The organism is Methanosarcina flavescens (assembly GCF_001304615.2).
Classification (GTDB): Archaea; Halobacteriota; Methanosarcinia; order Methanosarcinales; family Methanosarcinaceae; genus Methanosarcina; species Methanosarcina flavescens.
In genome coordinates this window covers 1,607,047-1,625,168 of sequence record NZ_CP032683.1, presented here as the reverse complement: position 1 = coordinate 1,625,168, position 18,122 = coordinate 1,607,047, and the positions used below count along the sequence as shown (strand labels likewise).

The window sequence follows — 18,122 nt, the reverse complement described above, 5'->3', positions numbered from 1 at the left end:
CCTCATTTCGGCTGGAATCCGTACTTTGTTCTCAGATCAAATATCCTCTGTACCCATTCAATGACTTCTGCATCGTCCCTGAAAGGTACATTGTCCACACGGTAAATTGTGGTCCTCTTTGCGGCTTCCTCGCTGGACATTGGCTTTCCGAGGTCTACTTTCCTGTCGAGTGGGATTGCAACCTGGTCCTTGTCCATTATAATGGTGCCACCTTCGAGTCTTCTCCTGTCGAGCATGTCGAACATCACACCATCTTCCTGGAGACGGACAGAGTGACCGTGGACAGTTGCTCCACGCATACCTGAGAGTGCGGGGTCTGTGATTTCGGTTTCCATCTGGACCTTTGCGCACTGTTCCATGTCCCTCTCACGGGCCTCTACGATCTGACGTCCGGAAAGGGTACCTGGGTCTACGCCTCTGAAGTTGATTGCTGCAAAGTATGATCTGAAGTATGGGGTTGCAGGCGCGTTGTACATGGAGTCAGTAAACTGGACATACCTGACTCTGTCACCGGCCTTTGCACCGGGTGTAGGTTCAACATTCTCGCGAATCGAGCATGCCGGCTCTCCCATCTCTGCAAGTGGTGGGTGGGTGCTTGGATAGTCACTTCCTGGGGCTCTGTGCCCGAGAATTGCTGTTAAGTCTTCGTCTGAAATCTCCCTGAGTTTCTCAAGTTTTCCAGACATGTGTTTTCTTCTATTTTCGGCAACTGATGTTGCGCCTGGATAAAATTGTCTCTCGTATGCCATCTCATGCAACTCCTTTATGATCTTCTAACTGGTCTAATGTAGTCTTGACGTATTTAATGATCAAATTTAGCTTGTCCCTGGGACAGGAGTCACCACGTGTAACTCCGCTTATCATATCCATCACAATTCCCTTTGTAAGAATATTTTCATCCCTTGGCATCACTAATCTCGTCTTTATCCCTGCTTCTGCAAAATCCTCGAAATCCACTGGGATCTGGCTGACTACAATCGCCGGGATATTAGCCTGGCTCAGGATTTCCCTGGTTTTTCTAACAACATGGTCCTTGATATTTCCGAGGTGAATAACAGCCAGTTTGTGCATTTCAATCTGTGCGACTTCTACCGGACTCAGTACAAAAGATCCGGTTCTCATTCCGGATTCAGGAATTCCGGTGCCTGAGTATAGTACCAATACACTGACCTGGATGTTCTCTTTCCTCATTCCGTATGTGATCTCGCATACCGGTTTTGTGATATGCCTCTGTCCGGGACTCATGGCAATAGCTACGACCTCAGCACGGCCGGCTTCCGACAGAGTACCTCGCTGAGCAAGTCCTCCTCCTTTGCCAAGTCCGCCACCGCATCTGCAGTCAACTACCTGCGTTTCCCGGTCGATCATCATACTTTTTCACTCATTTTTATCCTTTTTTTCTTGCTTCTCTTGTTTCTCGATAAAGATGAGCTGGTCTGCTCTGGATTTGGGATCTACCATACCAAGAAACCGAGGATCTGCTCCAGGACCGAGTTTGGCATAGTCAGTTACAGTAGGCTTCTTTTTGAGGAAATGTCCTTCCCTGAATTCAAAGGGAAACGGGAACAGTTTTTCGCATACTTCCCTGATCTGCTCTTTAGCTTCGGCGTTTGAAAGTTCAACCCTGATCCTGCCCACACAGATTTTCAATTCAACAACCTGATCTCCAATCTGAATAGGCTTTTTCAATGGATGTTCCACCTTTTCCCCGGTGCCGGGACCAGAACATACCTTATCAGGCAGCCGGTTGCCCTGCACCATGACGCGGATTACCCCGTCCACCTTATAAATCTCAGTTATGAGTTTCTGAGCTGTTTCAGGGGACAGGATTCTACTGGGAAAAATTTCGATTTGAATAAAATCTTCAGTATTTGAAGCAGAGTCTGACATCGTTAGACCTTTTGAGTTATATGTTTAGAGCGCTCCTGCAACTGCCTTAATCGGCTCGCGGAATTCTGGTATTGCACCGAACACGTCGCCTATCAGGCCAGATGTTGATTCGATTGTGAACATCTGGGTACCTGCGTCAAGGGCTACTGCTGCACATACGCAGGGGATTGCGAATCCTCTGGAGTGTCTGGTAACAACGTGGTTACCGTTGAAGACACCAGGCCCACCGCCACCATAGATGGAGTGGCTGAAGAATGAAAATCCTACTGCGGTACCCTCAACTTTACCGTAGTCGCATCCTGGGAGACCGGTTTCCTTCTCAAGAATATCGTTGAAGTAGAGAAGAGTTGAGGAAACGTTCTGAGCTGCACGCCCTGCACCACAGTTCACCATGGTGGCTGCAAGGGTACCAACTGCTGCACAGGCATTCCACATGGGGACATCGTTTGCCTTGTAGAATTTGTATCCAGAAGGAGCAGTCTTGTCAACGGAGATAATACCGTCTTCAATTGCCCTGCGGACAACGGACTCGATAACGGTTCCAATGGTACCGTCCTTACCGTTTTCCTTTACAATGTCATATAAGAGATTGTTGGCGTTAAGGCCCTGGTATGCAAGACCGAGGAGCTGCTGTCTCTCGAATATACCGACTGCTCCACCCATCTCGAAAATACCACTCTGTTCGTAAATAGAGGAGAGAGCTGATGTGTTCATTGCATTCCGGTTGCAGATTGCTGCAACGTGGTTGGCCATAATGTTCCTGAGGGAGAAACCGAGCCCTTCGTTGTTTTGGGGGATACTGAGAATGCCCTGAACCATTCCGCCCATGAGGTCCATTGTCTGTGGGTAGCTTCCCCAGACAGCTCCTTTTACTATGGGGGCGTCATACGGATCGGTTCCGAACATGTCAATAATAGTCTGGGTAACTGCTGCTGCACCGACTGTGGTTGCGGCCATATAGTCAGCACCGGCAATTATCCTGGATGATGGGGACTGAATCAGAAGGCTTTTTCCACCCTTAACGATCTTTACTTCGGTGTCATCGCCTTCGTCGACCTGGACATAATTTTTAACACTTTCTGCAATTGCTTCGGCGTTGCCGGTCAAGTCATAGTTGAGTCCACGGCCTAAAATCTGACGGCCCCTTCCGCCCATCTTGCCGCTGGCAAGTGCACCCTGAATACCTGCGAGGTTGACTGCGACGGACCTCTTGGTGTCCATGATGATCTTTTTAATTGCTGCGTTTCTTGTTGGAGCAAGACTCTTAATGTCGACATTGCTCTCGAGCAGTTTTCCTCTGTCGTCGTAGATGTCTACTGTGTCAGACACTTTAATTTCCTCCTTAATTTATTAAAATCATTTTGGGACTGGTCACCTACTAAAGTGCTTATGCACTCAATAAATCAAGTACCGCGTCGTTTTTAAGTGTCCACTTTCCCAATGAAATCTCATTCGTTTAGAAGGTACTTAAATCTTTTGTGTTCTTTGAACGGGGAATTTATGGATTTTTTTAAAAACAATTTTATTAATATAAAATCTATTTTTGTATAATTATATAAAAAAAACGATATCAACCGACGAACTATATTTTAACATTATTTAAAGTTGGCAGAAATTAACGAAATTACATAAATATATTTTTTTTTAAGATAACATGAAAATTACGTTAATATTTTTTATACGTTATTCTATTAACTAAAAGTCATACCAAAAAGATTTAGTAATATCTTGGTAATACGAAAGTTTAATATGGAAGTAGTTATCGACGTAGGCGGAAATCCAGGGGTAGACTGTAGAGGCTTCTGTAAATATTGTTATTTTAAAAAGGTCAAAGACATTCAGCCTCTAGGCTGCAAGTACTGTCTACCTTTCAAAAAAGGATGTGACTACTGTACTCGCAGTGTAAAGGAGTCATACTCAGGTTTTAAACCTCTTCAAATTGTGCTGGAAGAAACCGCAAGAAAACTCTATTTTGCAAATGGTGAGATAACAAAATTCACTATCAGCGGAGGGGGCGATTTAAGCTGTTACCCGGAACTGGGAAATCTTGTCGCTTTCCTGTCTCAATTCGGAACTCAGATACATCTGGGATACACAAGTGGAAAAGGTTTCAGCAAGCCTGATGATGCTCTTTTCTACATAGACCACGGAATTACAGAGGTGAGTTTTACAGTCTTTGCAACCGATCCTGCTTTAAGAGCTGAATATATGAATGATCCGGAACCTGAAGCTTCTTTGCAGGTCCTTCGGGATTTCTGTGCTCATTGCGATGTGTACGGAGCTATTGTACTAATCCCGGGAGTAAACGATGGAGAGATCCTTGATAAAACACTCAATGACCTGGAAAATATGGGTGCAAAAGGAGCTATCCTGATGAGATTTGCAAACTTTCCGGAAAATGGACTTATTCTCAATAATGCTCCCATTATTCCAGGTATAATTCCACACACTGTTCAGGAATTCACGGAGCTAGTACGGAAGTCCGCAGCAAATCACCCTTCCATAAGGATTACAGGAACCCCGCTTGAAGACCCGTTAATAGGTTCTCCTTTTGCCATCAGGAATGTTCCCGAAGCCCTTGAAAAACTTCCTAGAACCACAAAAAAAGCCACCATCATTACAGGTCGGATAGCAGCTCCAAGACTACGGGAGATTTTTGAGGCTCTTGGAGGTTCTGTGAATGTTGTTTCTCCGAAAAAAGACATTGGATGCCTCATTACTATTGAGGATTTCAAGAAATTGGATCTTTCAGAAGTAAGCGAAACCGTTTTTATTCCCGGAAGAGCCTTTGTTCACGATATGGAGGTTAAAGAAGCCCTAAAAAGAGACGGGATTGACAGGCTTGTCCGCAGGGGTCCGGAGCGTCTTTCCGTAGACGGTGAGATGTCAATAGGCATGAGCAGAGAAGAGGTTCTTGAGCTGGAGATTGAAAACTTTACTGAACTAATAGGGCAGATTAACTCTCTTGGATTGCCTGTGGAACAAATCCGGTCATAATTATATAGTTAATCTGCTTGAGTTTTAGAAAAAAAACATTATACAGTATAAAAAAAACAAATTCAGTAAAGGATATAGATAATCAAAAAGATAGTATATAAATAGCCTTTTAATTATATAATTACATGAAAAATCTATAGAATGCTGTTACTCTGATACAGGCAATTCTTTCTTTGGAGGGGCAATTAAAACCTGAAAATTACCTCTCTCCAGAATGATAGTAAGAATGTGGGCAGTAAAATTGGAGAACTTATTAATAAATGCTCCTGCGTTTTTTGGCTCCCAAATTGCCCTGCCTCCTTTAAATTCATCAGAATAATCTTTTTTTATATGTTTATTTTTCTTTCATCCATTCTCAACGCGCTGACCCGGGCATGAAATCCGTAAGTCCCAATTGTTTAATCCTATGGTTTTCAAATAGAGAACGTATATCTTTATCAAGAAGTTCAATTCTCTGTCGAGTATAACTGGAAACCCTATACCTTTCCCCGATCTCTTTTGAAACCTCAAGATATTTACGGACAGCTCCTTCGTGTACAGTCAGCACTACATTACCTCCGCATTTAGGGCAGTTACCGGTCAGCGGAGGACGCCGGAATTTCTCTCCGCACTTTATGCAGCGCATTCGCTGCCTGGAAAAGGAGCGTAAATTTCCAAGAAGATCAGGAAGGAAATGGGACTTGAGCACTCTTTCAGCTACATCCGAAGCATCTACTGCTCTTATTTTGTTGGCAAGGGAAAGTTGAGCCTCCATTTTTTCGATCATGCTTCCCAGAGTCTTATATGATGAATTGAGCGGGCCCGCAGCAATATCTGTAGTATCATGTGTAAACATAAAATGCTCATACTGCTCCGGCGTTCCAAGCCGGCCACTCACAAGGTCCATAACACCTTCAAGCTCTGTGGGGTTTTTAATCTCCTGAGTAGCCCTGTAGAACTCCAGAGGATATCTTGCAGGTACGTCTATATTATGCGCCTCTTTGTCTACTTCTTTGGGATCTATTCTCGTAGTAAGTACAAGAGGGGCGTCCATTTTTCCACCCCTCTTATCCGGGAGATAAGACCGTGAGAAATTAAGGATCCCATCCATGAGAAGCATCACGCAATCTTCATCCCCATCGCAGTTCCTGCGTTTTGAAGCATGAAAGAAAGGATGAGCATAGCCTACTGAAGCTTTAGTAAACCCAATCAGACGTCCCAGCACGCCTGCTGAGGTATGCGGAGCAAGCCCGATAAGCAGTACGCCTATTAGATCCTGAATTGTCTCAGCATTGTAATAAGGCTCAACCTTGTAATATTTAACAAGCAGGTCGTCCACATATTTTGCCGTACGCAGCATATACTCGCCCGCATCGTAAGAAATCACAAGATCCTGGACCTTCAGGCAGACAACCTGATCATCCTTCTCAAGGGGTTTCCCATAAATATCCTCAAAGTAGCCGAGTTCTCGGAGCTTCGCTGCTGTTATCCCGATCTCATCAGCCCTGATATGTGTAAGTGGAATATCTGACATGTCATAACGAACAGTCCCATCTTTAAAAACGTAAACATTATGTTTTGCTCGCAAAATGCCTTTCTCCAGAGGCTCGGGAGTCATCTGGCCGTTCATGAGCCGTTTTACACCTTTAATAAGGTCCATTTTTTCCCTTTCCCCTACATTCTCAAAAGCCTGCTTGTAAATTGAGCGAAAGTCCAGTTTGACATTTGCAACGGAATTTGGTTTTCTACCGCATTTGGGGCAGGTTTCAGCACCTCTAACCTCTATTTTACAGCGGGGGCAGGAAAGTTTGGGATGGGTATATTCTCCGCAGTCGCAGCGCCAGAAATAAGTCTCTTTCCCACAGCCATGGCATTCCCTGAGTCCGAGTTCCACTTCAATTTCGCCTATCTTTCCATTCATGGAAGCCATGTAATCTGAAGCAGAAACCAGATTCCGTGTAATTCCCCCTGCATTGCTTATCGGAAAGAGGACCTGAGCTGCGGGAGACATCTTTCTCAGGTCGGATTTCTCCGGTCTTCCCATTCTTGCCCCTATTCTCGAAGGAGCCCTCGGGAAAACCCTAAACCCGCTTAAAAGAGCTGCAGCCTCCACCATATCCTCGGTATCAGGCATTTGGGCTTTCACATTCAGGTGACAATCAAGTCCAAGACAGAAAATAAAAGGAAGAGCTTCTTCGATCAGTATGGTTTCAGTTTTTACTCTGTGGAGCACAAGGAGTTTTTCAAGTATAAATTTGATACCACTTTCAAGGCAGGGTTTCAGGGGCAGCCTGAGAATTTCATCTTCAGCCGAGAAATTCCCTTTTTCAGCCACGAATTCCCTTAAAGCTTCAAACTCACTCCGGTTTATATCGTGCCAGAGATACGTAAATTTCGGATGTAAAGGAATATCATATTCTTGCGTGAGCCTGAGAGCCAGAGCTGCCGATGGTTCTTTTAATTCTTTCTCAGGTATTGTCTCAGGGCAGGCTGCTTCGTAGTCATACAGCCACCATTCAAAGACATAAGGAGAAGGCATGAGAGGATGGTTATTTTCCAGGAAGTCGCCATAATTAATCAGGATCTCTCCGATATCTATTATTGCCTCGACCTGTGAACGAAGTTCATAGGCTTCGTTTATATTATCTATGCGAATAAGGTCTCCAGAGTAAAGGCGAACAGTTGGCCCTTCTATCGAGTCTACGGCAGACATAGCTGCAGCTTTTCCGGGCCTTTCAATCTTGAGCTGAGTCCCGTTAGTAATAAAATCATCAAGCAAAACCATTGTAGAGGGATTAATTCCTGCAGCCGCAAAAGAAGTATTTCTGGATCGCCCGTAGCGAAGCCTGAATCCTCCTGGTCTTGAGGGATGGGAGAAGACCGACCTGCCTGCAATAAGGTCTCTTATGTACTTATCCTTAGGTTTAATCTTGTTTTTCTGTTCATTTTCCTCATCGTCACCTCTTTTTGTACCTCCAATGAGGGTTTCCAGCCAGTCCCATCCATCCATGTTTAACTTATTAACATGTTTCTTGACTTTAGGCGCCTTAAGTGCGAGCCCTTCTGCAAGTACAAGGCACATTCCTCCTCTAACTCGGTTTGTCCCTATCCTTTCCAGATCCCTGTGTCCCTCAACCTCGGCATCCTCGGTTGGGTCGCCGTCAATACAGACAGGGCAATTCTTAACTATCAGGCGGATCTCCTCTTCCGAGGGCGTGTACTGTAGGCTTGCAACCCTTTTATAAAGCAGGATCTCTTCCACATAACGCTCTACTTCTTCAGGCCTCGGCTTGTAGCGATCAATACCCATACTTCGCCTTACGTAGTCGCCAACAAGCACAGAAAGAGCCTGAGCAGTCCCACCTGCACTCCGGATGGGTCCTGAGTAGAAAATCCGTATATATTGCGAACCATCATCATTCTTTCCCAGCTCAACCTTGTCAATACCTTCAATAGGAGCTGCAACCACTCCTTCCGTAAGGGTTGCCATGGAAACCCGAATCGCAGCTTCAACTGCATCCTTTTTTGTCGGAAAGCTTCCAACCTCTCCCTCAGCTACCTCACGCCCGATTTCGAGAGCAGCTTCTTCCCTGGACATCCTTTGCTCAAGCTCGCGGAGCTTTGCAGCAACTCCTTCTACTCCTATAAGGTTCTCAACCCTATCCGCAAGGTCCTTAGCAAGGGGAATCTCTACAGTGGGTTTTGGGTCTCTTCCGCGAGCTCGAGCCTTATTTGCAATCTCGATAGCGTCATTTAGTCTTGCTTCAAGCTCGTCGAAGTATTCGTGCACTTCCTTACTTGCAATCGTTTCTCCCATTTGAAAGCTCCTCTAAAAAGAAAATCTGTCTTATCTCTGCCTGCGCAGGGACCCAGATGCAAGAATGCCTGAAATTCCTGTTATAAGAAGAACAAACATACCTACCCAGAGAAGATAGCTTCCCACTTCCTCCATGCCCAGGATTGTTAAAAGCAGGCCTGCAGCCAGCACTACAAGATTGATTTTGTTTATTCTTTTATTTTTATCTGCGACTTTTTTATAAGCCCGCATTCTCATCAGATTTTCCTTTTTTTCTGCTTTCAAGACCATCCCTCTTAAACATTTAACTGAATCTTCAACTTTGCATTACAGTTGAGTTTAAACAACAAATTTTCTAGAAGATGCTTCTCTAAGTCGGTTAATAAGCGCCTCGCCAAGTCCTGAACGGTTGAAAGACCCATCAGCCACAATAACGTCCAGCCCTCTTCTGTCAAGTTCTCTTAGCCCTTCAAAGAGTTTCCTGGCGGCTATCTCTGGTTCTTTCCTGGACCCCAGTAAAAAGCAATCATCCAGGCTTAGATTTCTCATAGAAAGGAAAGCTGCAGTTTCCTCACTGAGAAGAAACCCGACTTTCTGTCCTTTACTTCTGTAATTATCAAGTAGCTTGACAAGCTTATCTGAAACTGGTTTGCCTTCTCCTTCAACAAGCACGACTTCTGTATCAGGGGTATAATGCCCGTATTTCTGACCTGCCTTTTTTTCGGACAGATCCGGTTCATTCTCTACTTCGCTGCCTTTGTATCCGGGTCTGACCTTTCCTATAATATTTTCAAGCTCTTCAATACTCACGGCTCCGGGCCTGAGCACAACAGGCGGCTTGACAGTCATATCAATTACAGTTGACTCAAGGCCGATGTCAGCCTTCCCTCCATCAAGAATTGCATCAATCCTGCCTGTAAGATCAGATATAACATGGGCTGCAAGGCTGGGACTAAGTTTTCCTGACAGGTTGGCACTCGGAGCAGCAAGAGGAGTGCCTGCCCTCTTTATGAGTTCCAGGGGAATTCTATGATCAGGCATGCGGACTCCTATTGACTGCAGGTTTCCTGAGGTAATATCAGGAACAATATCGGTTTTCTCCAGGATAATCGTAAGAGGGCCGGGCCAGAAAGCATCCATTAGCCTGAAAGCATTCTCAGGAACATTTTTTGCTACCTTCTTAATATCTTCCTTTGAATGGACAAGCAGGCTAAGGGGATTTCCCGGAGGGCGCTCTTTTGCCTTGAAGATCTTCAGAACTGCTTCAGGATTCAGACCGTCAGCTCCAAGCCCGTAGACCGTTTCCGTGGGAAAGGCTACAGTCCCGCCGTTTTTGATTATGTCTGCCGCCCTGTCAAGGACGGAATCGAAATTCTCATCGGAAACCCGGAAAACCAGGGTCTTTGCTCTATTTCCGTTTTCTGCCTGCACAGAGGGTAAGCTCCTTTCCGGTTATTACTCCTGTTGTTTTTATCCGGCAATCCGGGTTATTTCTTCAGCCACTTATCAAGGGCAACTTCAAGTTCTTTGTGTTTTTTCGCATATTCCTGCAGGCTAACTCCTTCAAGGGTTGCCTCAAGTGCCTGTCTGCAAGCAGTAGCTCCTGCTGCCGTACCCATAGGATGTGCATGAATTCCTCCGCCGAATTGCATAATAATATCCCTTCCAAAAATAGAGTACAGGTCAGGAATCATAGTTGGGGCAAGCCCTCCTGATGCAACCGGGAACATTGGTTTCAGTCCTCCCCAATCCTGGGCAAGGACGTGCTGGCTTTCATCTGCAGGCACATTGTCAAGTACGCACTCATCCCTGAGGTTCAGAACCTCATGCTTTTCTCCGTGCATTTTTCCAACAACCGTACCTATGTGAAGCTGGTCAAGTCCAATCAATCTGCAGAGCTTGGCAACGACAAGCATGCTTATTCCGTGGCGAGGATTCCGGGTATAGGCTGAGTGCATACAGCGGTGGGCGTGAAGTACCAGATCTGTGTCTTCAACTTCTTCTCTCAGGGTCTGAAGCGCAGTCCAGCCTGCGGGCACAATGTCGACCATTGCATAGTGAGCACCCAGGTCTTTAAGGACATTCATGCGGCGGATCATTTCCTTGCAGGTCGGGGCAGTAATGTTGCATATATACATTTTGCGCTCTCCGGTTTCAGCTTCCGCCTTTTCTGCAAGTTTAAGGGTGAGTTCGGCTCTTTTTTCAAAGCTGTTAAATTTTTGATCCGTAAGGTTCTCATCATCCTTGACAAGGTCGCAGCCTCCAGCAAAAGAGTTGTAAGCCACCTCGGCGTGTTTTTCAGAGTTTAACCCCACTTTCGGCTTGACAATAGTCCCTATCAGAGGTCTGCCTTCCACACCTGTAAGTTTCCTGACTCCTAGCAACCCGAATTTTGGTCCTTTGAACTCACGGAGCATTGACTTCGGGAAAGCGATATCTTGCAACCTCAGATTCTCAACGACCTTCATGCTCAGGATGTTTCCTGCGACCGCACTGAGAACCTGCGGGACCGAACCCAGTTCAAAGAGTTCTTCGGAATAAGCTACCCTTACAGTTTGTGATCCCTCGTCCACATAAAATACGTGGGGCTTCAACCTGGCCGCAAGTTCGGGACTGAGTGTAGCAATCTCAGTCCAGGAGTCTATAGAGCTTTCCCCTGCCATATGGGTTGCAGCTTCCTCAAAGTTCACTCCTGCTGATGGCTCGATATGGAATTCACATGTTAGATCGGTATCCTTCGGGCTATAGCCCGTGTCTATATAGTCCCTTCGCATTGTCTTCCTCCTCGTTGAGTAAGTTAGTCTACAGAATAGAATAGGTTAGGTAGAATTGATAATCCTGATTGAAGGAAGTAACTAAACATAAATAAAAACTTGTTTAATTGAATGGAATAAATCTGGACCGAGAAACATAAAGGTACGGCAAGGGAATAAAATAAGGAATTATCCCGTTTGTATTCAATTTAGCGTCGCCTTCTTTGAAAAAAGTTTAAGATTAGTTTTCCACTGTAAATCCTGAACAAAGCTATTTTCTGAAGTTTGTAACGTTTGAACAGTCTCTTTTATCCTGGTCAGCATGAAGGATGAGAAGAAAAATCGCTGGGTTCCGGATAATTTATTCCCATTGCCAGTCCAGCCAGGAGTTTTGCCGCTTTATCTTTCCGAGACTATGCAGAAACTAAAAATTTAAATTATTAGATATCCGGATAAGAATTGTAAAAAGGTATAGTGGACTTAAGGGTGCACGTGGAGAATGAGGAACCTGATAGACAAATTTAGGTGCTGGTTATCTAATTATTATCTTGAAAGACAATGAAAAATACCGGAGAGAAACTTAACTGAATAAATAGTACCTACTCAAATTCGATAGAAAAATTCACTTGAGGGGTAAAGATGCAGTCTTATCCTGATATTCAAGGAATTAATTCTTTTGGATGCGTTTCTCAGATCCTGGTAAATTCAGGATATAATGAAAACTTTTGAAAGCCATATTTTCTATCGAATTTGAATAGGATAATAATAAAACTGCAATTAGTTCTTACAGCTTTTATTGTTTAGGCGGTTTATCACAATTCGGTTTCAAAATCCAGTGATTTTTTGATTCCTCATTAATCACTGGATTGAAACTCAATTATTTTAGACTGGGGGCAATTCTTGAGCTTATAATCCAAGCACAAAGATGACGACGAAATAGATAGCCATTGCGATAAGCCCCATGGGTACCCCAAGCCTTGCCCATTCTCTGCTGGTAATACCAAGCTTGCCTGCAGAGATGATGTTCGGGATATTTCCTGGGATCAGCATTCCGCCTGCAATCAAAAGTCCCATAAGTATACTCCTTATCTGGAGCTCACTCAGAGCAGGGCCTATCTCAGCAGCAGCCAGGGTTGCATTGTCAAGGATGGCTGAAACCATGTTAACCCAGTAAAGGACACCTGAAGGAATCTGGATAAAGTATTCAATTATTAAAGGTTTGAAACCTTCGCCAAGCAAAACGAGTGCTGCAATAAACACATAGACTTTAATAGCTCTCATTATGACGTCTTTTAAAGTCTCACTATAATCGGCTGCTCCCATTCCCTGGTCTTTTGGACTGGTTTTTCCGAGGAAGAACACTCCAACAATACCAAATGCAAGGATACCTGGGATTATATACTTACCCAGCATATTAAATAAGAACATGAAATCGGCATGGTAAGGCTCGCCGGCGAGTTTTGAGACAGCAATTGTTGAAAGCGGTTCACCGAGGGGGGTAAGTGCTGCGCCAAGCCCTATCGAGAAACATGCAATGATTGTAAGGTCTATTTTGGATCTTCGCGAAAGAGGCATTGCATTGACTACCTCAACAAGAATAATTGACGCAAGAATAGCCGACATAATACTGGAAGATAAACCAAGAACAACAATAAGAAGAAATCCTAAAACCTTAACGGAAAGAATGTCGGTTAATTTTCGGATTGCTTTGTGGATTGGATCATGCCATTTATAGATAATAAGCCCGACAATCAGAACTATCTGGAATATACCAATCCAAATGCCGGCTATCTCTCCGACATGCAGCGGTGAAGTCAATGCTTCTTCGATTATTTCCATTCTCCAGCCTGTTTCTTCGCCTGGAATCTCAACAAAACCTGAGAGAGTCATTGCTGCTATTCCGCACACAAGCAGAAATGGTTCCAGATTTTCCTCAATAACGCGTATTTTAAAAGGACCTAGTAATACGGCCAAGAAAATCACAAGAAATCCAATTAAAACTCCTGGTTCAAGAGCCACTAATTTTTTTCCTCCTTTTTAATGCTATGCTAGACTATGAAGCCTGAACGGCTTACTGTTAAACTGTATTAGAGCCTAGAATGTTTTAGTCTTATAAAGACTTGCTCTATTTATTCTTTGATACTATAATATCTTTAATATTCAATTTGACATTTTAATATTCAATATAACATTTATATTTTTTGTAAAGAGAATTTACTTAACATTAAGGATTTAGCCCACGATTTATTTTGATGTTTATGGAAAATACTTTCGGTCCAAATTTTCTATGATCAAATGTTTGTGTCATTTAATCCAACCAATCAACCTGTGAAATTGCTTTATCTATAACGGCTGATATTCATTACAGAAGTTTTGTCTAGAATCGATCCTGAGAGATAGAGCGAACTATTTTTAATACATTCTCACAGTCCCGATTTTAGTATCGCTTCCCGCACTCAGTAATAGAGCTTTAACACACCCTCTGGGGGATTTTTTGCTCGGTTTGCAAATTTGAATTTGTCAGAAAAGAGAAGAATCTCCTGCTAAATTTAACAGCATTAACCGTAATTAAGCTCATCTATAATGTGAGAACAGATATGAAAGGATTCAACTAAGTAAGGTATTAAGATATTGAGAAAAGAGTTATAAACTGATATTGATTGCCTGAGAATATTCGGGATAGATTGAAATTGAGATCGAAAGTGACGTCGAACAAATTAATTAAATAAACAGTACCTTCTTCAAATTCAAGGTGAGGATTTTCCAATCAAAATAGGAGAAACTCGCTATCAAGTACCCTATTTCCCGATATGTTTTCAATCTAGTTAAACTGGAAATTTTCATTACATCTCTTAATTCTTTTTTTCCCTTGGATTTGAAGACGATACAATAAGCCTTTAATTCATTCTATACAGTTTTTATTATCTAGCAAGCTTTATTAAGACTCTGTTCCAGAATCCAATGATTTTAATTGAGTTTGCCACCAGATTCCGCAGCTGAATCCTATCAGGTAGGGGAGATTTTAAGCTTAAATTCTAAATACGAAGATAATGGCGAAATATATACCCATTGTGACAAGTCCCATTGGTACTCCAAGCCTTGCCCATTCTTTACTGGTTATACCCAGTTTGCCTGCAGAGATAATATTCGGTATATTTCCTGGGATTAGCATTCCGCCTGCGATTAAAAGTCCCATAAGTATACTCTTTATTTGCAGTTCACTCATAGTCGGTCCGATTTCAGCGGCTGCCAGAGTGGCGTTATCCAGGATAGCTGAAACCATGTTAACCCAGTATAGTACCGCTGAGGGTATTTGTGTGAAGTACTCGAATATAATAGGCTTGAAACCATCTCCAAGAAATGTCAGAGCCATGATAAACAGATAGACCTTAACAGCTCTCATTATTACATCTTTCAAAGTTTCGTTATAATCTTCGGCTTTTATTCCAGAGTCTTTCATATCAACTTTCCCAAGGAAAAACATCCCAACAATACCGTATGCAAGGATACCTGGAATTATATATTTACCCAGCATGTTAAATAAGAACATGAAATCAGCATGGTAAGGCTCACCTGAGAGTTTTGAGACGGCAATTGTTGAAAGCGGCTCGCCAAGGGGAGTAAGCGCCGCACCAAGCCCGATTGAGAAACATGCAATAACTGTAAGATCTATCTTTGATTTTCGTGATATCGGCAATGCATTAACCATTTCAACGAGAATAATTGCAGCGAGAATAGCCGACATAACACTTGAAAATAGGCCAAGTACCGCAATAAGGATAAAAGCCATAATTTTAAGAGAGAGTGCATTGGCCATTTTCCTGATTGCTTTGTGGATAGGTTCATGCCATTTATAGATAATTAAACCGACAATCAGCACTACCTGGAATATGCCTATTGGAATGCCGCCGATGTTTAAAGAATTCAGTGGCGAAGTCAATGCTTCTTCGATTATTTCCATTCTCCAGCCTGTTTCTGTACCTGGGATTTCGACAAAACCTGAAATGGTCATTGCTGCTATTCCACAGACAAACAGGAATACCTCCAGATTCTCCTCAATAACGTGTATCTTAAAAGGGCCGAGCAATACGGCAAGGAATATTACAAGAAACCCAGCTAAAATGCCTGGTTCAAGAGCCATTATTCTTTCCTCCTTTACTATATATTCTATAGTAGTCTATAGTGTTCACAGTAAAGCAAGCATATGGACTGTTTGTATACATCTGAACCCTCTAAACAGCCTGAAGCTATGTTTTTAAGGAATAAAATAGCTGATTGATACGTAAATAACAAGTATACTGTTTAAAGGAAATATAATTGTTAATGTGAGCACTGTAGATTACAAATGCCTGAAAGCGTTTTTCGCTGTTAAGCATTTCAAAGTCCCAAGTTTTTCAGCATTATGAGGGTCTTCTCTATTATTTTCCCATAGATCAATTCAATGCCCATGCGTATGAGAAAGATTTTCAATTTGCTCCTGATGGGAGCCTTAATCAAGTTATGTTTTGTGGCGCTTGAAGAGTATAATTTTGATCTGAATTTATAAGATAATATGCTACTTTACCTCATAAAAAGATCTTAAATCATTTTTGGGTTTTTATCTTTCTTACACGCATAAATTGAGTTTTCTATAGGTGAGAATTTCTCTGTTTTTTACAGATGTGCACAGCTATCCAGCATCTCCTGCACAAGACTAATTTCGGGGCTTAAAGGCTGCGGAATTAAGTTTTCCTTTAGCCAGAAGTATTACCTTGAATTTCCGTCCCCAATCACACATGCTTTTCTTATTTTGGGACTACAAATTCCCTGTTAAATGATCAAACGTATATATTTTGTGATTTTTTTCTTCTCAAAAGCACTATATTTTATACAAAAAATCTCTAATTATAAATTTTATAACAAAAAAACTCAAATTTTTTAGTCATTTTTTATAATCAATCAAATCTTTTTTATACTAATTTGTAAAACAGAACTATTTTGTAAAATATACGGTATTTAGTTCTATAATGTCCTCAATAGTTTAGATTGACCATTGTTTAGAGCGCCAATATGAAAGTTGAAAAGGAAATAAAAAGGATATGAGATAGGACAATTGAAATAGTTGCACAGGCGCATTGTGCTGACAAGGCAAAATATAGTAAGCTAACTTGTAAAGTCTAACTCTTGGGCAAAACAGAAAATAATCAGATAGGATTAAAAAATGAGATATAAAAATATAAAGTGGTTAAAAAAGGCGCAGAGCGCACAAAATAGAGATACGGATAGTATGCATTAAAAGGCTTAACTTTACTTTAAATTAACAGCGCGATAGTTTCTCTGCAGAAATTCTGCATACCATCTATTTTAACGTGCATACTATCTGCTTTGAGTTACTGTTTGGCATGTGATTATCAGGACTTTGGACTGAGTTCTCAATTACAGTTCTCAAAAAGGTCCCTTAGTGTGACCTCTTTTATTTAGTTGTTCACTCAATTCTTGAAATCCGGTGACCTCAGTTAATTTCGATTTCAACAGGCCTTTCTTCATTACAGCGCCTGAAGGTAACCTCAAGCACTCCATTTTTATAGCTGGCTTTTGCGCTTCTGGGCTCTACCCGACTTGGAAGCTCTATATCCTGCGAATATTCAGCGGCTCCAAGGATCCTGATTTCGAGATTTTGAGCGGTCGCATGCAACAGGAGATCTTCCTTTTCGATATCCGGGAGCTCAGCAAGTACGTGCACCAGTTCTTCACTCTCAAAGATATCAATTAAAGGATCTCTTATTTCGGAGGGGAAGAAATCCTCTTCATCTTCAGAGTGTTCCGGAATATTTCCGAACTCCCGGAGTTCGGCGTCTTCCCCCGGGCGACGAATGATAGAAAATCCATAGACGAAGGGTCCGGACTCTCTCATATCTTCCAGGAGGGCTTCGATCATTTCTTCCAGGTTGTCAAAAAGTTCAGATCCAAAATCTTCAAAGAAATCCTTTCTTTTTCTTATGCCCACCATTATTACCTCTGCTTTTCCTCGTGCTGTTGCACATTCAGTGCAATTCCCTAAAGATCACTCAATATTTATTGAGGTTCGGGAACTGGACTCCAGCCGCTTAAAGGTAACTTCCAGTACACCATTTTTGTATGTGGCTTTCGCACTCTGGGGGTCCACCTTTACTGGCAGTTCCACACGTTCGGAATATTTTGGATTCCCATTTATTGTTTCGATGTCAAGTATTAAATCAGTTGCGTTCAGTCTGATATTTTCTTTTTCGATGCCAGGAATCTCGGCAATTACGTGCACGGTCTCCTCGGCTTCCAGTACATCAATCAGGGGTCTTCTTGTGTCAATATAATGCTTTTCTCCGGTCTCGGTTTGTTCAAACCTAGGAATATTCCCAAATTCACGGATTTCAGGTTCCTCTCCTGGCCTCTGGGTTACAGAGAATCCATAGACGAAGGGATGCTGCCCGAAGTTCTTTAAATTCATACCCATTGCCCTGCTAAGGCGTTCGAACATTTCATCCATGTCCTCAAGCGGATCGATTCCGAAGATCTCATCGAAAAAGCTTCTTCTTTTTCTTCTGTATCTGTCCATATGATCACTCCGTTATTAATTTATCTATTAGTAGTTTATTTTTAGGGAAATATAATCAAACAGTTGTTGATATTAACTGTTACTATTATCAGTAATTCACAGGCCCTTGAGATAAAAGGTCGGGATTTGCCGACCT

Annotated in this window: 13 protein-coding genes; 1 reads left to right on the top strand and 12 read right to left on the bottom strand. The window is 42.6% G+C overall.

Features of this window, described 5'->3' with window-relative positions; all coding sequences use genetic code 11:
• Positions 1-2 precede the first annotated feature (2 nt).
• From mcrG to mcrB, 4 genes are read right to left on the bottom strand one after another with little or no spacing between them, the layout of a single operon-like run.
• Positions 3-749, bottom strand: coding sequence for a coenzyme-B sulfoethylthiotransferase subunit gamma (mcrG, locus tag AOB57_RS07285; protein WP_054299717.1), 747 nt, complete (start codon positions 747-749; stop codon positions 3-5).
• A 1-nt stretch (position 750) separates the two neighbouring features.
• Positions 751-1,371 (bottom strand): methyl-coenzyme M reductase I operon protein C, encoded by a 621-nt coding sequence (gene mcrC / locus AOB57_RS07280; protein WP_054299718.1) that lies wholly within the window; start codon positions 1,369-1,371, stop codon positions 751-753.
• 6 nt (positions 1,372-1,377) lie between these two features.
• Positions 1,378-1,890, bottom strand: coding sequence for a methyl-coenzyme M reductase operon protein D (mcrD, locus tag AOB57_RS07275; RefSeq protein WP_054299719.1), 513 nt, complete (start codon positions 1,888-1,890; stop codon positions 1,378-1,380).
• Positions 1,891-1,914: 24 nt separating this feature from the next.
• Positions 1,915-3,219 carry a coenzyme-B sulfoethylthiotransferase subunit beta gene (gene mcrB / locus AOB57_RS07270; protein WP_054299720.1) on the bottom strand — a complete coding sequence of 435 codons (1,305 nt, stop codon included), beginning with the start codon at positions 3,217-3,219 and terminating at the stop codon, positions 1,915-1,917.
• A 420-nt stretch (positions 3,220-3,639) separates the two neighbouring features.
• Between mcrB and mmp10 the strand changes: the two genes are divergently transcribed.
• Positions 3,640-4,887 (top strand): methyl coenzyme M reductase-arginine methyltransferase Mmp10, encoded by a 1,248-nt coding sequence (mmp10, locus tag AOB57_RS07265; protein WP_054299721.1) that lies wholly within the window; start codon positions 3,640-3,642, stop codon positions 4,885-4,887.
• A 355-nt stretch (positions 4,888-5,242) separates the two neighbouring features.
• Here the strand turns inward: mmp10 and AOB57_RS07260 are convergent, their stop codons facing one another.
• The 8 genes from AOB57_RS07260 to hsp20 all read right to left on the bottom strand — a co-directional run bounded on the left by AOB57_RS07260 (position 5,243) and on the right by hsp20 (position 17,986).
• On the bottom strand, positions 5,243-8,683 hold the full coding sequence (locus AOB57_RS07260; RefSeq protein WP_054299722.1) for a DNA polymerase II large subunit: 3,441 nt from the start codon (positions 8,681-8,683) through the stop codon (positions 5,243-5,245).
• A 30-nt stretch (positions 8,684-8,713) separates the two neighbouring features.
• Positions 8,714-8,953, bottom strand: coding sequence for a hypothetical protein (locus AOB57_RS07255; RefSeq protein ID WP_226999669.1), 240 nt, complete (start codon positions 8,951-8,953; stop codon positions 8,714-8,716).
• 48 nt (positions 8,954-9,001) lie between these two features.
• Positions 9,002-10,093, bottom strand: coding sequence for an L-threonylcarbamoyladenylate synthase (locus AOB57_RS07250; RefSeq protein ID WP_054299724.1), 1,092 nt, complete (start codon positions 10,091-10,093; stop codon positions 9,002-9,004).
• A gap of 56 nt (positions 10,094-10,149) precedes the next feature.
• Complete coding sequence (gene rbcL, locus AOB57_RS07245) at positions 10,150-11,478, bottom strand: type III ribulose-bisphosphate carboxylase (protein ID WP_226999687.1); 1,329 nt, start codon at positions 11,476-11,478, stop codon at positions 10,150-10,152.
• An 843-nt stretch (positions 11,479-12,321) separates the two neighbouring features.
• Complete coding sequence (locus AOB57_RS07240) at positions 12,322-13,434, bottom strand: DUF1646 family protein (protein WP_054299726.1); 1,113 nt, start codon at positions 13,432-13,434, stop codon at positions 12,322-12,324.
• Positions 13,435-14,443: 1,009 nt separating this feature from the next.
• Positions 14,444-15,556, bottom strand: a complete 1,113-nt coding sequence (locus AOB57_RS07235) for a DUF1646 family protein (protein ID WP_054299727.1) — start codon at positions 15,554-15,556, stop codon at positions 14,444-14,446.
• A gap of 1,350 nt (positions 15,557-16,906) precedes the next feature.
• Positions 16,907-17,404, bottom strand: a complete 498-nt coding sequence (locus AOB57_RS07230; protein ID WP_054299728.1) for an Hsp20/alpha crystallin family protein — start codon at positions 17,402-17,404, stop codon at positions 16,907-16,909.
• A gap of 54 nt (positions 17,405-17,458) precedes the next feature.
• Complete coding sequence (gene hsp20, locus AOB57_RS07225; RefSeq protein ID WP_054299729.1) at positions 17,459-17,986, bottom strand: archaeal heat shock protein Hsp20; 528 nt, start codon at positions 17,984-17,986, stop codon at positions 17,459-17,461.
• Positions 17,987-18,122 lie beyond the last annotated feature (136 nt).

What these genes read in the sequence shown, in the direction of transcription:
- mmp10 (WP_054299721.1), top strand. Translation starts at nt 3,640, where the DNA reads ATGGAAGTAGTTATCGACGTAGGCGGAAATCCAGGGGTAGACTGTAGA.
- AOB57_RS07260 (WP_054299722.1), bottom strand. Translation starts at nt 8,683, where the DNA reads ATGGGAGAAACGATTGCAAGTAAGGAAGTGCACGAATACTTCGACGAG.
- hsp20 (WP_054299729.1), bottom strand. Translation starts at nt 17,986, where the DNA reads ATGGACAGATACAGAAGAAAAAGAAGAAGCTTTTTCGATGAGATCTTC.
- AOB57_RS07230 (WP_054299728.1), bottom strand. Translation starts at nt 17,404, where the DNA reads ATGGTGGGCATAAGAAAAAGAAAGGATTTCTTTGAAGATTTTGGATCT.
- mcrG (WP_054299717.1), bottom strand. Translation starts at nt 749, where the DNA reads ATGGCATACGAGAGACAATTTTATCCAGGCGCAACATCAGTTGCCGAA.
- mcrC (WP_054299718.1), bottom strand. Translation starts at nt 1,371, where the DNA reads ATGATGATCGACCGGGAAACGCAGGTAGTTGACTGCAGATGCGGTGGC.
- AOB57_RS07255 (WP_226999669.1), bottom strand. Translation starts at nt 8,953, where the DNA reads ATGGTCTTGAAAGCAGAAAAAAAGGAAAATCTGATGAGAATGCGGGCT.
- mcrD (WP_054299719.1), bottom strand. Translation starts at nt 1,890, where the DNA reads ATGTCAGACTCTGCTTCAAATACTGAAGATTTTATTCAAATCGAAATT.
- AOB57_RS07235 (WP_054299727.1), bottom strand. Translation starts at nt 15,556, where the DNA reads ATGGCTCTTGAACCAGGCATTTTAGCTGGGTTTCTTGTAATATTCCTT.